This is a genomic window from Streptomyces sp. YS415 (genome assembly GCF_023544665.1).
GTDB lineage: Bacteria > Actinomycetota > Actinomycetes > Streptomycetales > Streptomycetaceae > Streptomyces.
Map to the genome: position 1 here is coordinate 127669 of NZ_JAMJFL010000003.1, position 18103 is coordinate 145771.

Here is an 18103-nt window from a genome sequence, read left to right on the forward strand (position 1 = left end):
TGACACCGAGGGAACCGGCATGCCGAACACCGTCCACACCACCCGGATCGCGGCGCCCGCGCAGGCCGTCCACGCGCTCGTCGCCGATGTGACCGTCTGGCCGCTGATGTTCGAACCGAACATCCACACCGAGTACGTCGAGGGCTCGCCGCGCACGGAGGGCCGCGAACGCATCCGCATCTGGGCGTTCGCGGGCTCGCAGATCCGCAGCTGGACCTCCGAACGGACCCTCGACCCGCACGCGCTGAGCGTCGACTTCCGCCAGCTGGAGCCGGCCGCGCCGCTGACGTCGATGAGCGGACGCTGGGTGGCCAAGGACATCGGCGGCGGGGAGACGCTGCTCGAGCTGCACCACGAGTTCCAGGCGTTCACCGACGAGCACTTCGTGCTGCACGCCCTGCACCAGAACAGCCCGGCCGAGCTGGCCGGGGTGCGGATCGCCGCCGAGAAGCCGAGGACGCCGTACGTCTTCGAGGACGGCCTGCGCATCGCCGCGCCGCCGGAGGTGGTCTACGGCTTCCTGTACGAGGCCGGCCGCTGGCCGGACCGGCTGCCGCACGTGGCCTCGCTGGAGCTCACCGAGGAGGCGCCGGGCATCCAGCGGGTGGCGATGGAAACCCGGGGCCCCGACGGCACGCTGCACGCCGGTGAGTCGGTGCGGGTGTGCCGGCCCGAGAGCGGCAGCATCGTCTACAAGCAGCTCCGCACGCCCACGGTCCTGGTCGCCCACACCGGGGAGTGGCGCCTCGACCGGCTGCCGGACGGCACGACGCTGGCCACCTCCCGGCACAGCGTGATCCTGGCGGACCCCAAGGTGCGCGAGGCGGTGCGGGGCACGCTGGGCACGAACAGCAGGGTGACCCTGCGCCGAGCCAAGGAGTACGCGGAGACACGCCGCGCCTAGCGTCTCCCGCCGGTGGCCGCACCCCACGCCACGGGGTGCGGCCACCCTGCGCGGACGTCCAGGGCGCTTGGCCGCTGCCCGTGGAGGCGGCGCGGGCCCAGTACCGCAGTGTCGTCCCCTCCCGTCGACCACCGGACCACCGGGAGACACGTCAGCTGCTTCAGAGCCGCCACCTGCCTCCCTGACACGGGTCACCGGCCCCCGCCCATCTGCCTGGCCCCGCCCGTCGGGGACGCGCCAGGTGACACAGGGCCGCCACCCGCTTCCCTGACGCAGTGGTGTCGGGCTGCTCGAGGCTGCCGCTCGGCTCACGGCGTGGCGTACCGGCCCCCGGCCTGCCGCCCGTCGGCCTGGCCCCGCCCGTCGGGGACGCGCCAGGTGACACAGGGCCGCTGGCTGCCTCCCCGGCACGGGGCATCGGCCCCCGGCCTGCCGGCCCGTCGGCCACCGGCCCGCGTCAACCACGCCCGGCCCGCCCGCACGCCCGCGGCAGCGCGGCCAGGCGTAGCTGCCGAGTCCCGACGTCGTCGACGTCGACCCCGCAGAACTCCCGCCGCACCTCGGCGCCCTGGCGCGGTCCCGTGCCGGGCACGCCCGGGAAGTGCACCAGCACATCCAGCCTGCCGTAGCGCCGCACGGCGCCCGCGGACACCGCAACAGCGCGACGGGCGGCCCGGGCGCCGGCACTGGCCCGCCGCCCGGCCGGGCACACGTTCACCACGACCCGCACGCTCGCCCGCGCCCCCAGCCCTCCGCCACCCCAGCCCCCAACACCCCCGCCCGCGGCATCCGCCCCCTCGTCGAGTGCGGCTCGACGGCCGACTGAGCAGGCGCTGCCAGTCTTCGGGCCCAGGTACGCGTGGTGGCATTTAAGCCACACTCCACCGGCTCTCCAGCTCCGCGACGCACTCTGTCGCCCACGCGTTCCGAAAACGGGCTGAACCAGCCTCTTGACGACCTGTGAGGAGCGTCAATGGACCGCTTTCCACCTCCACTCCGGGAACGGACTGCCGAACTCAACGAACTGCGCGAGTCGGTGCGCCGCGGTCCCTCGGAGCGGGCGACCCAGGCACAGCACGCCAAGGGGAAGCTGACCGCACGCGAACGGATCGATCTGCTCTTCGACGAGGGCACGTTCACCGAGACCGAGGGCCTTCGACGGCACCGGGCGACCGGCTTCGGCCTGGAGGCCCGCCGGCCGCACACCGACGGCGTGATCACCGGCTGGGGCCGCATCAACGGCCGTACCGCCTTCGTCTACGCCCATGACTTCCGGATCTTCGGCGGCGCGCTCGGCGAGGCGCACGCCCAGAAGATACACAAGCTGATGGATCTGGCCACGGCGGCCGGCGCCCCGGTGATCGGCCTGTGCGACGGCGCCGGCGCCCGGATCCAGGAGGGCGTCACCGCGCTCGCCGGGTACGGCGGCATCTTCTCCCGCAATGTACGCAACTCCGGGGTGATCCCGCAGATCAGCGTCATCATGGGCCCGTGTGCGGGCGGCGCGGCCTACTCGCCGGCCCTCACCGACTTCGTGTTCATGGTGCGCGGCACCTCGCAGATGTTCATCACCGGCCCCGACGTCGTCCAGGCAGTGACCGGCGAGGAGATCACCATGGACGGGCTCGGCGGCGCCGACCCGCACTCCACCGCCTCCGGCGTGGCCCACGCGGTCTTCGACGACGAGGAGGAGTGCCTGGAGAACGTCCGCTTCCTGCTCTCCCTGCTCCCCGCCAACAACCGCGAACTCGCCCCGTCCGTCGCCGAGTCCGACCCGGTCGACCGGCGCACCGAGGCGCTGCTGGACATGGTCCCGGCCGACCCGCGCGCCTCCTACGACGTCCGGGACGTCATCGAGGAGATCGTCGACGACGGCTTCCTCTTCGAGGTCCACGAGAACTGGGCCCGCAACGTGGTCTGCGCGCTGGTCCGGATGGGCGGCGACGTCACCGGCATCGTCGCCAACCAGCCCATGGTGCAGGCCGGTGCGCTGGACATCGCGGCCTCCGAGAAGGCGGCGCGGTTCGTGCGGTTCTGCGACTCCTTCAACATCCCGCTGGTCACGCTGGTCGACGTGCCCGGGTTCCTGCCCGGCGTCGGCCAGGAGCACGGCGGCATCATCCGGCACGGCGCGAAGCTGCTGTACGCGTACTGCGACGCGACCGTGCCCCGGGTCCAGCTCATCATGCGCAAGGCGTACGGCGGCGCGTACATCGTCATGGACTCCCGGTCCATCGGCTGTGACGTCTCCCTGGCCTGGCCGGTCAACGAGATCGCGGTGATGGGCGCGGAGGGCGCGGCGAACGTCGTCTTCCGGCGTGAGATCGCGGCCTCGGACGATCCGCAGGCGACGCGCGAGCAGCTGGTGAAGGAGTACCGCTCGGAGCTGATGCACCCGTACTACGCGGCCGAACGCGGCCTGGTGGACGACGTCATCGACCCCGCGGACACCCGCGCCCGGCTCATCGACGCGCTGCGCACCCTGCGCCGCAAGCACGCCGAGCGCCCGTCCCGCAAGCACGGGAACCAGCCCCAGTGACCGAGGACCGGGTGATACGAGTGCTACGAGGCGAACCGACACCGGAGGAACTCTCGGCCCTGCTCACCGTGCTGCTGGCGATGTCCGGCCGCCGGGAGGCCTCCGCGGAGGTGGAACCCCTGCCGGTCCAGCCCCCGGCGGTGGCCTGGACGCAGACGGGCGGAGGGGGGACGAGCTGGGCGGCGCCGGGATACCCGTACTGGACGGCGCTGTCATGAGCGGTTCCGCGACACGGCTGAGGACCGAGCTCGTCGAGGTGGCCGACGGGGTGTACGCCCATCTGCAGCCCGACGGGGGCTGGTGCCTCAGCAACGCGGGCGTGGTCGCCGGTCCCGAGGGCCTGCTCCTCGTCGACACGGCGGCCACGGCCGCGCGGGCGGCGGCGCTGCGGGAGGCGGTGGGCGGGCTCGGCCGCGGCCCGGTCCGGGTCCTGGTCAACACCCATCACCACGGCGACCACACCCACGGCAACGGCGCGTTCGAGGGTGCGACGGTGGTGGCGCACGCCCGGACCCGGGCGGAGATGGCGCGCAACGGCCTGGCCCTCACCGGGGTCTGGCCGGACGTGGCGTGGGGGGAGCTGTCGGTACGGCTGCCGGACCTCACCTTCACCGACGAGCTGAGCCTCCACCAGGGCGACCGCGAGATCCGCCTGCTCCATCCGGGCCCGGCCCACACCAACGACGACGTGGTGGCCTGGCTGCCCGGCGAACGGGTCCTGTTCGCCGGGGACATCGCGATGGCGGGCTGCTCCCCGTTCGTCCTCATGGGCTCGGTCTCGGGGTCCCTGGCGGCCCTGGCCCGGCTGCGCGCCCTCAGGCCCCGCACGGTGGTCTGCGGGCACGGCCCGGTGCGGGGGCCGGAGGTGCTGGACGAGACGGAGGAGTACCTGCGCTGGATCCAGCGGGTGGCGGCGGAGGGCCGGGCCCAGCGCCTGACTCCCCTGGTGGCGGCCAGGGAGGCGGGCACGGGCGCCTTCGGCCACCTCACCGAGTTCGAGCGCATCGTGGGCAACCTGCACCGCGCCTACGCGGAACTCGACGAACGCGAGGCGATAGCCTCCGGCCGGACGGTGGACGTGGCGGAGGCGTTCGGCGAGATGATCACCTACAACGGCGGCGCCCTCCCCAGCTGCCACGCCTGACGGCGCACCGGCACGGGGCCGCACCACTCCGGCCCGTGTCGGTGTTGGGCCGAACGGGTGACTTGGCGTAAGAATTGGCTGGTGCAGGCAACGAGTACCAGTCAGTTCGGGGGGAGCCGGTGAACCGCTACGACGTCACCGATGAACAGTGGGAAGGGCTCGCCCAGGTCGTACCCCTGCGCGGCCGGGACGCATGGCCGTCCGCGGTGGACCACCGCTCGCATCCCGAGGCGGCGACCGAGCCGCGCCGCCGCTTCGTGGTCCTGCGGGTCAACGTCTTCGGCGACGCCCGTGAGGTCGCCGAGACCCTGATGGCCGGCATCCCGGTCCTCCTCGACCTCACGGGCGCGGAGGGCGAGGTCGCCAAGCGCGTCCTCGACTTCAGCACGGGCGTCGTCTTCGGCCTGGCGAGCGGGATGCACCGGGTCGACCGCAATGTGTTCCTGCTGACCCCGCACGGCACCGAGGTGAGCGGGCTCATGGAGGAGGCGGCGGTTCCGGACTCCTGACCCGCGCGGTCCCCCGATCGTAGGAAGCCCGCGCCGACGGAACGATTCCCCCGGCCCGGCCCTCCTACGGTCCGCATATGACCGCACCCCCCACACCTCCGAATCCGCCCGCGCCGCCGGAGTCCTCGCCCGCGCCGGCCCCCTCCGACTCCCTCTCCGACTTCGGGGAGGCCCGGCGCCCCCAGCGGCCCCGGATCACCGAGTTACGGCTGTCCGCGTTCGCCGGGCACCGGGGGGTCCGGGTGCCGTTCGGGGCGTGCACGCTGCTCGCCGGGGGCAGCGGCTGCGGGAAGACCACCGCGCTGCGGGCGTACGAGGCGCTGGCCCGGCTCGGCGGGGGAGCCGCACTGCGGGAGGTGTTCCCGGATCCCCTCGCCTGTGTGCCCGACGGCGCCCGCCCCGACGCCCAGCGCCGCCGCGGCTTCCGTATCGGCTGCACCGCCGACGGCCCCGAGGGCCCGGTCCGGCTCGACCTCGCCGTACAGGCCGAGCCCGGCCTGCGGATCGTCGGCGAGCGGCTGACGGCCGACGGCGTCACCCTGCTGGAGACCGCCCTGCGCGACCCCGGCCGGCGCTCCGTCCAGGCCGCCTGGCACACCGCCGGATCCGCGCCCGTGACCCGCGCCCCGCTCCCCGACGACCTCCTCGGCACCGCGCTGCTGCCCCTGCGCGTGGCCGGCAAGACGGACGGACAGCGCCGCGTCCTCGCTGCCGCCGAGCAGATGGTCGTCGCCCTGCGCTCGGTCTTCGCCTGCGATCCGCACCCGGACCGGATGCGCGCCCCTGTCCCCACCGGCTCCGGACGCCTCCTGGGCGGCTGCGACAACCTCGCGGACGTCCTGTGGCGCACCCGCGTCGAGTGCGCCCGCCGCCACCGGCTGCTGATCACCGCGGTGCGCGCCGGATGCCCCGGCCCCGTCCACGACGTCCTGGCCGAACAGCTCGGCGACGGCACCGTCCGGGGCGTGCTGGACCGCGGCGACGGCACCCGCACCGACTTCGCCCGCCTCGGCGACGGCGAGCTGCGCCATCTCGCGCTCGCCCTGGTCCTGCTCACCGGCCCCGGCGTGCTGGACCTGGACGCCCCCGGGGAGGTGCCCCCGGCCATGCGGACCCTGACCGTCCTGACGGACGGCCTCGAACGCGCCCTCGACCCGCGCCAGCGCACCGAACTCCTGCGGCTGGCCGCCCGGATGTGCGCCCGCGGCCACATCCGCCTCGTCGGTACGGTCAGCGACGCGGCCTGGGCCGGCGAGGCGCCCGGCGTCACGGTGGTACACCTGAACCCGTGACCGAACCCCTCGACGTGGCGCAGCTCCAGCGCAGACTGGCCGAGTTCGCGGCCGCCCGCGACTGGCAGCCGTACCACACCCCCAAGAACCTCGTCGCCGCGCTCAGCGTGGAGGCCTCCGAACTGGTCGAGATCTTCCAGTGGCTGACCCCCGAGGAGTCGGCCCGGGTGATGTCCGACCCCGACACCGCGCACCGCGTCACGGACGAGGTCGCCGACGTGCTGGCCTACCTGCTGCAACTGTGCGAGGTGCTCGGCATCGACCCGCTGGCGGCCCTGGCCGCGAAGATCGACCGGAACGAACGGCGGTTCCCGCCCAGGAGTTGATCACTCCGGTTTTACTCTCCGTGACGATTCAACCGTCCGAAACCGATTTGTTGTCCGCAGATTTCCGTCTTCCTCTGGCTTTTCGTCTCACGCCCCCTCACTCTGGGTAGTGAACAAGGGAGTTCAGGAAGACGTGCCGACGGCACGTCGGAGCAGACGGGGGCAGCGCATGGACGCGGTGCGGCTCATCGTGACGAGCAGGCGTGCCCTGGCGGCGAGCGACCGCGCGCCGGACATCATGACCGAGGTGTGGCAGGCGCAGGCGCTGGCCCAGGCGATAGGCAGCCGGCTCGCGGTCTTCGGCCCACCCGAACTGCGCGGCGAGGCACTGGGGTTGACCGAGCTGGCGGGCCGGGGCTGTGGGGTGCTCGACACCCCCGTACTCGACCTGAAGGACCTGCGCGCCGCCCAGCTCGGCGACCTGGGCGACGCCCGCCAGGCGCTGCTGTGCCTGGGCGGGCTGCTCGGCGAGGTCGGCATCGCCCTGGTCGGTCTGGCGAGCGCGGCGGACGACGAGGGCACGTACTGGCAGTGCATGGAGGCCATCGACGCGGCCGACGAGTCCCGCGACCGCGTCCTGGAGATGCTCCGCAGACTGGCGGACCGGGACAGAGAACTGCTGCTGCAGGAGGCGCAGAGGGAAGCGGGCTGACCGAGCCCCCCGACCTCGACCATCGCGACTCGGTGCCTTCGGCCGCCGTGAGCGGGTGCCCTTCAGCCGCCGTGGCCCGGTGCCCTTCAGCCGCCGTGAGCCGGTGATCTCGACCATCGCAAGCCGGTGCCTTCGACCATCGCAAGCCGGTGCCCTCGGCCGCAGTGAGCCGGTGCCCTTCAGTCGCCGTGAGCCGGTGATCTCGGCCATTGCGAGCTGGTGCCTTCGACCATCGCGACTCGGTGCCTTCGGCTGCCGTGAGCCGGTGCCCCTCGACCTCGCGAGCCGGTGCCCTCGGGCGCCGTGAGCCGGTGCCTAGTTAGTCGCCGGACTTCACGACCCCCGTCGCCGCACCCCGCCCCGACCCGCCGGACGACTGGAACTCCGCGTCCAGCGCCGACAGATCCGCGTTCAGCGCCGCCATCAGCTCCTCCATCTGCTGCAGCAGCCCCTTCGGCCGACCGTCGGCGCCCCCGGCGCTCGTGGCCCCGCCCTGCTGCGGCACGGACTCTTCGGACATGACGGCCTCCTCGGCCCCCGGCCCCGGGTTGCGGAGACCGACGCGGGTGTCGCCCCGGCGGCGAACAGGCCGGTGCGGGAGCCGGGCGGTCCGGCTCCGCCCGAGCCAACGATCATCACCGGACCGGGTCACTGGCCCGGCCCCCGCCCCGGGCCCGCCGTCGGCGTTTTTCACCCGACCGTGGCCGAGCGCAGCCGGTGGGACCGCCCGGGTTGACCACCGCCCGACCGTGCAGGATGGAGGCATGGATCTTCGCATCTTCACCGAGCCCCAGCAGGGGGCCACCTACGACACCTTGCTCACCGTGGCGAAGGCCACCGAGGACCTGGGATTTTCCGCCTTCTTCCGGTCCGACCACTACCTGAGCATGGGCTCCGCCGACGGCCTGCCCGGCCCCACCGACGCCTGGATCACCCTCGCCGGACTCGCCCGCGAGACCCAGCGCATCCGCCTCGGCACCCTCATGACCGCGGGCACCTTCCGGCTGCCCGGCGTGCTCGCCATCCAGGTCGCGCAGGTCGACCAGATGTCGGGCGGCCGGGTCGAACTCGGCCTCGGCGCGGGCTGGTTCGAGGAGGAGCACAAGGCGTACGGCATTCCCTTCCCCAAGGAGAAGTTCGGGCGTCTGGAGGAGCAGCTCGCGATCGTCACCGGTCTGTGGGCCACCGACATCGGCAAGACCTTCGACTTCCACGGCACCTACTACGACCTCACCGGCTCGCCCGCGCTGCCCAAGCCCGCCCAGGCGAAGATCCCGGTGCTCATCGGCGGCCACGGCGCCAGCCGCACCCCGCGCCTCGCGGGCCGGTTCGCGGACGAGTTCAACATGCCCTTCGGCAGCATCGAGGACACCGTCCGCCAGTTCGGCCGGGTCCGCGCCGCCGCCGAGGCGGCCGGCCGCGCCGCCGACGCGCTCACCTACTCCAACACCCTGGTGGTCTGCGTCGGCAAGGACGACGCGGAGGTCGCCCGCCGGGCCGCCGCCATCGGCCGTGAGGTGGACGAGCTCAAGGCCAACGGCCTGGCCGGCTCCCCGGCCGAGGTCGTCGACAAGATCGGCCGCTACGCCGAGACGGGCTCCCGCCGGATCTACCTCCAGCTGCTCGATCTCTCCGACCTCGACCACCTGGAACTCATCTCCTCCCAGGTGCAGTCGCAGCTCTCCTAAGACCGTAGGAATAACCAAAGGCGCCGGTCGGGCCCGGTGTGCGAAGGTGTGACCGTCGTCCTGAAGGCCCCCAGGATCACCCTCCTGGGGGCCTTCGTGCGTACGGCGGCGTATCCGTCCACCGAGCCTCAAAGGCCCTGCCCATGTTCCTGACGATCAGTACCACCGGCACCCCACAGCGCCCCGCCACCGACCTCGGCTACCTGCTGCACAAGCATCCCGAGAAGGCGCAGGCGTTCTCCACCTCCTACGGCAAGGCCCATGTCCTCTACCCCGAGGCGGACGCCGAGCGCTGCACGGCGGCGCTGCTGCTGGAGGTCGACGCGGTGGCACTGGTCCGGCGCGGCAAGGGCAAGGGACGCGGCGGCGCCCCCGACGCGGCGCTCGCGCAATACGTCAACGACCGCCCCTACGCGGCCTCCTCGCTGCTCGCGGTGGCCCTGAGCGGGGTCTTCTCCAGCGCGATGAAGGGCACCTGCACGGCCAGGCCGGACCTGCCGGGACAGGCCCGCCCGCTGCGCGTCGAGGTACCCGCGCTGCCCGCCCGCGGCGGCCCCGGCCTGGTACGGCGCCTGTTCGAGCCGCTCGGCTGGACGGTCACCGCCGAACCGGTGCCCCTCGACGAGCGGTTCCCGGAGTGGGGCGATTCGCGCTACGTCGGGCTCGTCCTTCAGTCCGAGACGCTCACCCTCGCCGAGGCGCTGCGCCACCTGTACGTGCTGCTGCCCGTCCTGGACGACGCCAAGCACTACTGGGTCGCCCCCGACGAGGTCGACAAGCTGCTGCGCGCCGGCGAGGGCTGGCTGCCGGACCACCCCGAGCAGAAGCTGATCACCAGCCGCTACCTCTCCCGCCGCTGGTCGCTGACCCGCCAGGCCATGCAGCGGCTGGAACTGGTGCGGCTCGCCGAGGCCGACGACAGCGAGGTCGAGGACATCGACAACGCCGTCGAGGCCGAGGCGGAGGAAGAGGAGCGCCCCACCCCGCTCGCCGTGCAGCGCCGGGACGCGATCCTCGCCGCGCTGCGCGCGTCCGGTGCCGCCCGCGTCCTCGATCTCGGCTGCGGCCAGGGCCAGTTGCTGCAGGCGCTGCTCAAGGACGTCCGCTTCACCGAGATCGTCGGCACCGACGTCTCGATGCGGGCGCTCACCATCGCCTCCCGGCGGCTCAAGCTGGACCGCATGGGCGAGCGGCAGGCGTCCCGCGTGACGCTCCTGCAGAGCTCCCTCGCCTACACCGACAAGCGGCTCAAGGGCTACGACGCCGCCGTGCTCAGCGAGGTCATCGAGCACCTCGACCTGCCGCGGCTGCCCGCCCTGGAGTACGCGGTCTTCGGCGCCGCCCGCCCGCGGACGGTCCTGGTGACCACCCCGAACGTCGAGTACAACGTCCGCTGGGAGTCCCTCCCGGCCGGACACGTCCGGCACGGCGACCACCGCTTCGAGTGGACCCGCGAGGAGTTCCGCGCCTGGGCGGCGGCGGTGGCCGAACGGCACCGCTACGGCGTGGAGTTCGTGCCCGTCGGCCCCGACGACCCCGAAGTGGGACCACCCACCCAGATGGCTGTGTTCACGCGTGACGACAAGGAGGCGAAGGCCGCATGACCGAGAACCAGGGGCGCAACCTGCCCGTCACCGACCTGTCCCTCGTGGTGCTCGTCGGCGCCTCCGGCTCCGGCAAGTCCACCTTCGCGCGCAAGCACTTCAAGCCCACCGAGGTGATCTCCTCCGACTTCTGCCGCGGCCTGGTCTCCGACGACGAGAACGACCAGAGCGCGAGCCGGGACGCCTTCGACCTCCTGCACTACATCGCGGGCAAGCGCCTCGCGGCCGGCCGCCGTACGGTCGTCGACGCCACCAGCGTCCAGCAGGACTCCCGGCGCCGGCTGATCGACCTGGCGAAGCAGTACGACGTCCTGCCGATAGCCATCGTGCTGGACGTGCCGGAAGAGGTGTGCGCCGCGCGCAACGCGGCCCGCACCGACCGCGCCGACATGCCGCGCCGGGTGATCCAGCGGCACATCCGCGAACTGCGCCGGTCGATCCGGCAGCTGGAGCGCGAGGGCTTCCGCAAGGTGCACGTCCTGCGCGGAGTCGAGGACGTCGAGCACGCCACCGTCGTCACCGAGAAGCGCTACAACGACCTGACCCACCTCACCGGCCCCTTCGACATCATCGGCGACATCCACGGCTGCTCCGCCGAACTGGAGTCGCTGCTCGGCAGGCTCGGCTACGTCGACGGCGTCCACCCGGCCGGCCGTACCGCCGTCTTCGTCGGTGACCTCGTCGACCGCGGCCCGGACAGCCCGGGCGTGCTGCGGCGGGTGATGTCGATGGTGAAGTCGGGTCACGCGCTGTGCGTGCCGGGCAACCACGAGAACAAGTTCGGCCGCCACCTCAAGGGCCGCCAGGTCCAGCACACGCACGGACTCGCCGAGACCATCGAGCAGATGGAGGGTCAGAGCGAGGAGTTCGTGCGCGAGGTACGGGAGTTCATCGACGGCCTGGTCAGCCACTACGTCCTCGACGGCGGCAAGCTGGTCGTCTGCCACGCCGGGCTGCCGGAGAAGTACCACGGCCGCACCTCGGGCCGGGTCCGCTCGCACGCCCTGTACGGCGACACCACCGGGGAGACCGACGAGTTCGGGCTGCCGGTGCGCTACCCCTGGGCCGAGGACTACCGGGGCCGGGCGGCCGTGGTGTACGGCCACACTCCCGTCCCGGAGGCCACGTGGCTCAACAACACCATCTGCCTGGACACCGGTGCCGTCTTCGGCGGCAAGCTGACCGCGCTGCGCTGGCCCGAGCGGGAACTGGTCGACGTACCGGCCGAGCGGGTCTGGTACGAGCCGGCCAAGCCGCTGCGGACGGAAGCGCCCGGCGGTCACGACGGGCGGCCGCTGGACCTGGCGGACGTGCACGGGCGCCGGGCCGTGGAGACGCGGCACGCGGGACGGGTCGCCGTCCGCGAGGAGAACGCGGCGGCGGCCCTGGAGGTCATGAGCCGCTTCGCCGTCGACCCGCGGCTGCTGCCGTACCTGCCGCCGACCATGGCGCCGACGGCGACCTCGCGGGTGGACGGCTACCTGGAGCACCCCGAGGAGGCGTTCGCGCAGTACCGGGAGGACGGGGTCGAGCGGGTCGTGTGCGAGGAGAAGCACATGGGCTCGCGTGCCGTGGTCCTGGTGTGCCGGGACGCGGACGCGGCGCGCGGGCGGTTCGGCGTCGACGGGCCGACCGGGTCGCTGTACACGCGGACCGGGCGCCCCTTCTTCGACGACGAGTCGGTGACGGAGACGGTCCTCGGTCACCTGCGCACGGCCGTCGGCGAGGCCGGTCTGTGGGACGAACTCGCCACCGACTGGCTGCTGCTGGACGCCGAGCTGATGCCCTGGTCGCTGAAGGCGTCCGGGCTGCTGCGCTCGCAGTACGCGGCCGTGGGCGCCGCCTCCGGGGCGGTGTTCCCGGGTGCGCTCGCCGCGCTGGAGGGCGCCGCCGCGCGGGGTGTCGACGTGTCCGCGCTGCTGGCACGCCAGCGCGAACGGGCCGCGGACGCCTCGGCGTTCACGGAGGCCTACCGCCGCTACTGCTGGACCACCGAGGGCCTGGACGGCGTCCGCCTGGCACCGTTCCAGATCCTGGCGGTCCAGGGCCGCAGCCTCGCCGCGCTCCCGCACGACGAACAGCTCGCGCTGCTGGACCGGCTGGTGGAGCACGACAGCACCGGCCTGCTGCAGACGACGCGTCGCCTGCACGTCGACACCGCCGACCCGGAGTCGGTGCGGGCGGGCGTCGACTGGTGGCTGGAGATGACCGGGCGCGGCGGCGAGGGCATGGTCGTCAAGCCGGCCGGCGCCCTGGTGCGGGGCCCGCAGGGCCGGCTGGTGCAGCCCGGCATCAAGTGCCGCGGCCGCGAGTACCTGCGGATCATCTACGGCCCCGAGTACACGCGCCCGGACAACCTGACCCGGCTGCGCTCGCGCTTCCTCAACCACAAGCGCTCGCTCGCGATCCGCGAGTACGCGCTCGGTCTGGAGGCCCTGGACCGGCTGGCCGAGGGCGAGCCGCTGTGGCGGGTGCACGAGGCGGTGTTCGGGGTGCTGGCGCTGGAGTCGGAGCCGGTCGACCCGCGGCTGTGAGCGGGGCTCTACCCGGCGAGCCGCAGCCGCTCCCGGCACACGCCGATCCGCACCGACTGGCCCCAGGTCAGTTCCAGGGCGTCGGTCTCCATGCCGTCCCCGAAGGCGACCAGGCGTTCGGACTCGACGGTGAGGGTCAGCCGGGCCGGACCGGCCAGCTCACCGGCCACCAGGGAGGTCCCGGTGGCCGGTGAGGGCCAGGCCTCGCGGACGAACCACAGCAGCCGTTCCTCCGCCGGGGAAGGCAGCCGCAGCCGTCCTCCCCGGTCCTGCCACACCGACCGGAGCCATCCGGTCGCCCCCGTCCCGGTGCCGATCAGCACCCCGGAGGACGCCTGGGCCTCGACGACACCCCCGTCGTCCTCCAGGCCCAGGCGGTACCGGGCCGTCTGGTGTCCGGCGGCGCCCAGATAGATCTCGTTCAGCGCGACCAGGCGCTGGGTGTCGTCGGCGACGGCCTCGACCATGGTGAGCTCGTCGACGGCCGTGGTGCCGGCCGACGCCAGCAGCCTGGCCGCGTCCGCGGGCCGGTGCCGTACCAGGACACCCGGGTTGCGCCCGGGTTCGGCGTCGATGCCGATCACCGGTTGCCCCGAGAGGTACTTGGCGACGTTCGCCACCAGCCCGTCCTGGCCGACCACGACCACCACGTCCTGCGGCGCGAACAGGAAGCGGTCCACGTCGGCCCGCTCCACCCGAGCCTGACGCCAGGTCAGCGGAATCGCCGCGACCACCTCGGCGAGCGCCCGGCGGGTGCGCCGGTGCCGGGCCGCGACCTCCTCGATGTCCCGGCCGCGGGAGCGCAGGAAGTAGGCGGCCTGCCCGTGGGTGCCGTGCCGGGCCACCAACTCCTCGTACTCCGTGGTGCGGTGGACGAGCACGGCCCGGGGGGCGAGGCTCACGTCCGCTCCCCGTCGCCGAGCCGGGCGAGCAGTCCGGTGAGCACGTCCGGCGAGACGGTGACGCTGTCGATGCGGGGCAGGTTCTCGGCGAGCCGGGTGCCGGTGAGGGCGTGCAGGACGGCGACGTCCACCTCGGCGTGCACCCGCAGCCAGGCGGCCTGGGCCGCGGCCTTCGCGTCACCGACCTGCCGGGTGCCCTCGGCCTCGGCGCGGGCGAGCCGCACCGAGCGAGCCGCCTCCGCCTCGGCCCGTACCGCGTCGGCCGCCGCGGCCTCCTCCGCCTCCCGGCGCGTGTTGGTGCCCCGCTGCTCGACCAACTGCTCCTCGCGGCGGGCGAGTTCGATCTGGCTGGCCAGTTCGTTCTCGGCGATCGCGCGCTCCCGCTCGACGGCCACCGCCCGGCGCTCGTAGGTGGCCCGGTCGGCCTCCTGCTGGATCAGCTCGCGCGCCGGGGTGCGCAGCGCCCGCTCCACCTCCGGCTCCGGGCGCAGCGCCACCACGCGCACGGCGACGATCTCGATGCCGGTGGCGGGCAGCCGCGGCTCGGCGGCGAGCCCGGCGGCGACCCGTTCGCGCACCGCGCTCACCCCGTCCACCAAGGCCGCCGCGAGGGGCGTACGGGCGAGGACGTGCAGGGCGTGCTGCTGGGCCGTCTCGGTCAGCAGGGTGCCGAGCTGTTCCAGGGGGGCGCCGCGCCAGGCCCCGGTGTCGGGGTCGACCGAGAAGTCCAGGCGGGCCGAGGCGAGGGCCGGGTCGCTGATGCGGTAGGTGACCGTCGCCTGGACGGCCACGTCCTGGAAGTCGGCCGTACGGGCGTGGAACGTCATCGCCAGCTCCCGGTCGTCGACCGGCACTTCGGAGAGCGCGGCGCTGAGCGCCCGGAACCAGAAGCTGATCCCCGTGCCGTCGTGCGCCAGCCGGCCCGAGCGGTGGTGCCGGATGTGCGCCGTCGGCGCCCCGCGCAGATGGCGCCAGCCGAGGCGCCGGGTGATGTCGGCCATGGAAGGACCCCCCTCACTGATTTTCGTCATGACGACGATAAGCGGAGGGTCCGCTTATCGTCAAGAGGACGACAATCAGAAGTGGTCAAGAAGGGGGTGAATACGCCCCCCGATGGTCAGGATGGAGACATGGGATTCCATGTCGACTCCGAGGCCGGGCGGCTCAGCCGCGTCATCCTGCACCGGCCGGATCTCGAGCTCAAAAGGCTCACCCCCAGCAACAAGGACGCGCTGCTCTTCGACGATGTGCTCTGGGTGCGCCGGGCGCGCGCCGAGCACGACGGCTTCGCCGACGTCCTGCGCGACCGAGGGGTCACCGTCCACCTCTTCGGCGACCTGCTCACCGAGGCCCTGGCGATCCCGGCGGCCCGCACCCTCGTCCTGGACCGCGTCTTCGACGAGAAGGAGTACGGCGTCCTCGCCACCGACCACCTGCGCGCCGCCTTCGACAACCTGCCCGCCCCCGAGCTGGCCGAGGCCCTCGTCGGCGGCATGACCAAGCGCGAGTACCTGGACGCCCACCCGGAGCCGGTCTCCGTGCGCTTCCACGCCATGGAACTCGACGACTTCCTGCTCGCGCCCCTGCCCAACCACCTCTTCACCCGCGACACCTCCGCCTGGATCTACGACGGCGTCTCCGTCAACGCCATGCGCTGGCCGGCCCGCCAGCGCGAGACCGTGCACTTCGAGGCGATCTACCGGCACCACCCGCTCTTCCGGGACGAGACGTTCCACGTCTGGTCCGAGGGGCAGGCCGACTATCCGTCCACCATCGAGGGCGGCGACGTCCTGGTGATCGGCAACGGCGCCGTGCTGATCGGCATGAGCGAGCGCACCACCCCGCAGGCCGTGGAGATGCTGGCGCACAAGCTGTTCGCCGCGGGCTCCGCCCAGTCGATCGTGGCCCTGGACATGCCCAAGCGGCGGGCCTTCATGCACCTCGACACCGTGATGACGATGGTCGACGGCGACACCTTCACCCAGTACGCCGGGCTCGGCATGCTCCGCTCGTACACCATCGAGCCGGGCGTCGATGGCAAGGAGCTGAAGGTCACCGACCACCCGCCCGAGCACATGCACCGCGCCATCGCCGCCGCCCTCGGGCTGAGCGAGATCCGGGTCCTGACCGCGACCCAGGACGTGCACGCGGCCGAGCGGGAGCAGTGGGACGACGGCTGCAACGTCCTCGCGGTCGAGCCGGGCGTCGTCGTGGCCTACGAGCGCAACTCCACCACCAACACGCATCTGCGCAAGCAGGGCATCGAGGTCATCGAGATCCCGGGCAGCGAACTGGGCCGGGGGAGGGGCGGCCCGCGCTGCATGAGCTGCCCGGTGGAGCGAGGGGTCGTCCGCTGACGCGACGCTGTATATAAATGTGGAACATCGTATAGACTTCCAGGGTCATTGTTCACGTATCCCTGGAGCGCCCCCATGGCGACAGTCCCGACCGCCCTCGCCGGCCGCCACTTCCTCAAGGAGCTCGACTTCACCGGGGACGAGTTCCGCGGTCTGGTCGAGCTGGCCGCCGAGCTGAAGGCCGCCAAGAAGGCCGGGACCGAGCCGCAGTACCTGCGCGGCAGGAACATCGCGCTGATCTTCGAGAAGACGTCCACCCGCACCCGCTGCGCCTTCGAGGTCGCCGCCGCCGACCAGGGCGCCTCGACGACCTACCTGGACCCCTCCGGCTCGCAGATCGGGCACAAGGAGTCGGTCAAGGACACCGCGCGGGTGCTCGGGCGGATGTTCGACGCCATCGAGTACCGCGGGGACAGCCAGGAGAACGTCGAGGAGCTGGCCGCGCACGCCGGGGTGCCGGTCTACAACGGCCTCACCGACGACTGGCACCCCACCCAGATGCTCGCCGACGTCCTCACCATGCTGGAGCACACCCCGAAGACCCTGGACGACGGCATCGCCTTCGCCTACCTCGGCGACGCCCGCTTCAACATGGGCAACAGCTATCTGATCACCGGCGCGCTGCTCGGCATGGACGTACGGATCGTCGCGCCCAAGGCGTACTGGCCGCACGAGGACATCGTCGCCGAGGCGCGCCGGCTCGCCGAGGGCAGCGGGGCCACCGTCCTGCTCACCGAGTCCGTGGCGGAGGGTGTCGTGGGCGCCGACTTCGTCGCCACGGACGTCTGGGTGTCGATGGGTGAGCCCAAGGACGTCTGGGACGAGCGGATCAAGTCGCTGGCCCCGTACGCGGTGACGATGGACGTGCTGCGCGCCACCGGGAATCCGGACGTGAAGTTCCTGCACTGCCTCCCCGCCTTCCACGACCTGGGCACGAAGGTCGGCCGGGAGATCTTCGAGACCCGCGGCCTGGACTCCCTGGAGGTCACCGACGAGGTCTTCGAGTCGCCGCACTCGGTGGTCTTCGACGAGGCGGAGAACCGTATGCACACGATCAAGGCGGTCCTGGTCGCCACCCTGGCCTGAGGAGGGCTAGACGGGCCGCCGCTGCGCCGGTATCGCCGGCAGCCTGAACCACACGGCCTTCCCCGACGACGTCGGCCGGTGACCGCAGGACGAGCTCAGCGTGCGGATCAGCAGCAGACCCCGGCCGTGCTCCTGCCAGGGGTCCGGCTCCCCTTCGCAGGGGAGGGTGAGGTTCCCCGGCGGCGCCGGGTCCGGGTCGTGCACCTCGACCTGGCAGCCGCCCGGCGCCAGTTCCACCACCAGCTCTATGGGCCCCTCGCCCGCCGTGTGCTCCACGGCGTTCGCCACCAGCTCCGCGGTCAGCAGCTCCGCGGTGTCGCCGTCGGCGGAGTGCTCCAGCTCGGCGAGGGCGGTACGGATCAGGGCGCGCGCGACCGGCACCGCCGCGGTGGTGTGCGGCAGTGCGATGCGCCAGGAGGCGGCGGAGGGGAGGCGATCGTGCACGGCGGATCCGTTCATCAAGCAGGCTGTCCTGCTCTCGACCAGAGCAATGGTACGGGGCCGCCGGTGGAAGCGTCCGGCGGGCACCGGCCGGGGCCTTCACCCCGGTGACCAGCGGCCTACCC

At 72.8% G+C, this 18103-nt stretch carries 18 protein-coding genes; 13 read left to right on the forward strand and 5 right to left on the reverse strand.

What is annotated here, in order from left to right; all coding sequences use genetic code 11:
• Window positions 1-19: 19 nt before the first annotated feature.
• Window positions 20-904: an aromatase/cyclase gene (locus tag M8H82_RS05295; RefSeq protein WP_250071238.1), complete on the forward strand. Its 885-nt coding sequence runs from the start codon at window positions 20-22 to the stop codon at window positions 902-904.
• A gap of 457 nt (window positions 905-1361) precedes the next feature.
• On the opposite strand, the gene M8H82_RS05300 is transcribed toward M8H82_RS05295, so the two are convergent.
• On the reverse strand, window positions 1362-1625 hold the full coding sequence (locus M8H82_RS05300) for a hypothetical protein (protein WP_250071239.1): 264 nt from the start codon (window positions 1623-1625) through the stop codon (window positions 1362-1364).
• A gap of 252 nt (window positions 1626-1877) precedes the next feature.
• Here M8H82_RS05300 and M8H82_RS05305 point away from each other — a divergent pair, with 252 nt between their 5' ends.
• From M8H82_RS05305 to M8H82_RS05335, 7 genes are all read left to right on the forward strand, one after another.
• Window positions 1878-3443 (forward strand): acyl-CoA carboxylase subunit beta, encoded by a 1566-nt coding sequence (locus tag M8H82_RS05305; RefSeq protein WP_250071240.1) that lies wholly within the window; start codon window positions 1878-1880, stop codon window positions 3441-3443.
• A 20-nt stretch (window positions 3444-3463) separates the two neighbouring features.
• Window positions 3464-3661 carry an acyl-CoA carboxylase subunit epsilon gene (locus tag M8H82_RS05310; RefSeq protein ID WP_250071241.1) on the forward strand — a complete coding sequence of 66 codons (198 nt, stop codon included), beginning with the start codon at window positions 3464-3466 and terminating at the stop codon, window positions 3659-3661.
• The gene (locus tag M8H82_RS05315; protein WP_250071242.1) at window positions 3658-4587 is read left to right on the forward strand and encodes an MBL fold metallo-hydrolase; all 930 of its coding nucleotides are present in this window, start codon (window positions 3658-3660) and stop codon (window positions 4585-4587) included. Before M8H82_RS05310 ends, M8H82_RS05315 begins: the two co-directional genes overlap by 4 nt.
• Before the next feature lie 119 nt (window positions 4588-4706).
• The gene (locus M8H82_RS05320; RefSeq protein ID WP_250071243.1) at window positions 4707-5096 is read left to right on the forward strand and encodes a cell division protein SepF; all 390 of its coding nucleotides are present in this window, start codon (window positions 4707-4709) and stop codon (window positions 5094-5096) included.
• 77 nt (window positions 5097-5173) lie between these two features.
• A complete protein-coding gene (locus M8H82_RS05325) occupies window positions 5174-6388 on the forward strand; it encodes an ATP-binding protein (RefSeq protein WP_250071244.1) in 1215 nt (404 codons plus the stop codon).
• The gene (locus tag M8H82_RS05330) at window positions 6385-6714 is read left to right on the forward strand and encodes a nucleotide pyrophosphohydrolase (protein WP_250071245.1); all 330 of its coding nucleotides are present in this window, start codon (window positions 6385-6387) and stop codon (window positions 6712-6714) included. Before M8H82_RS05325 ends, M8H82_RS05330 begins: the two co-directional genes overlap by 4 nt.
• 169 nt (window positions 6715-6883) lie before the next feature.
• A complete protein-coding gene (locus M8H82_RS05335) occupies window positions 6884-7366 on the forward strand; it encodes a DUF6099 family protein (protein WP_250071450.1) in 483 nt (160 codons plus the stop codon).
• A gap of 319 nt (window positions 7367-7685) precedes the next feature.
• Here the strand turns inward: M8H82_RS05335 and M8H82_RS05340 are convergent, their stop codons facing one another.
• Complete coding sequence (locus tag M8H82_RS05340; RefSeq protein ID WP_250071246.1) at window positions 7686-7886, reverse strand: hypothetical protein; 201 nt, start codon at window positions 7884-7886, stop codon at window positions 7686-7688.
• 244 nt (window positions 7887-8130) lie between these two features.
• Between M8H82_RS05340 and M8H82_RS05345 the strand changes: the two genes are divergently transcribed.
• From M8H82_RS05345 to M8H82_RS05355, 3 genes are all read left to right on the forward strand, one after another.
• Window positions 8131-9054, forward strand: coding sequence for an LLM class F420-dependent oxidoreductase (locus tag M8H82_RS05345; protein ID WP_250071247.1), 924 nt, complete (start codon window positions 8131-8133; stop codon window positions 9052-9054).
• A 143-nt stretch (window positions 9055-9197) separates the two neighbouring features.
• Window positions 9198-10658, forward strand: coding sequence for a 3' terminal RNA ribose 2'-O-methyltransferase Hen1 (locus tag M8H82_RS05350; protein WP_250071248.1), 1461 nt, complete (start codon window positions 9198-9200; stop codon window positions 10656-10658).
• Window positions 10655-13192: a polynucleotide kinase-phosphatase gene (locus tag M8H82_RS05355; protein WP_250071249.1), complete on the forward strand. Its 2538-nt coding sequence runs from the start codon at window positions 10655-10657 to the stop codon at window positions 13190-13192. Before M8H82_RS05350 ends, M8H82_RS05355 begins: the two co-directional genes overlap by 4 nt.
• 8 nt (window positions 13193-13200) lie before the next feature.
• Here M8H82_RS05355 and M8H82_RS05360 read toward each other — a convergent pair whose 3' ends face one another.
• Window positions 13201-14094 (reverse strand): hypothetical protein, encoded by an 894-nt coding sequence (locus tag M8H82_RS05360; RefSeq protein ID WP_250071250.1) that lies wholly within the window; start codon window positions 14092-14094, stop codon window positions 13201-13203.
• Entirely contained in the window at window positions 14091-15095 is a 1005-nt protein-coding gene (locus M8H82_RS05365) for an SPFH domain-containing protein (RefSeq protein ID WP_250071251.1), read from the reverse strand. The genes M8H82_RS05360 and M8H82_RS05365 overlap by 4 nt, the downstream gene beginning before the upstream one ends.
• A 129-nt stretch (window positions 15096-15224) precedes the next feature.
• Between M8H82_RS05365 and M8H82_RS05370 the strand changes: the two genes are divergently transcribed.
• Together M8H82_RS05370 and argF are read left to right on the forward strand one after the other, a co-directional pair.
• Complete coding sequence (locus M8H82_RS05370; protein ID WP_250071252.1) at window positions 15225-16451, forward strand: arginine deiminase; 1227 nt, start codon at window positions 15225-15227, stop codon at window positions 16449-16451.
• 75 nt (window positions 16452-16526) lie between these two features.
• Window positions 16527-17537, forward strand: a complete 1011-nt coding sequence (argF, locus tag M8H82_RS05375) for an ornithine carbamoyltransferase (RefSeq protein WP_250071253.1) — start codon at window positions 16527-16529, stop codon at window positions 17535-17537.
• 6 nt (window positions 17538-17543) lie between these two features.
• Here argF and M8H82_RS05380 read toward each other — a convergent pair whose 3' ends face one another.
• Window positions 17544-17996 (reverse strand): ATP-binding protein, encoded by a 453-nt coding sequence (locus tag M8H82_RS05380; protein WP_250071254.1) that lies wholly within the window; start codon window positions 17994-17996, stop codon window positions 17544-17546.
• Window positions 17997-18103 lie beyond the last annotated feature (107 nt).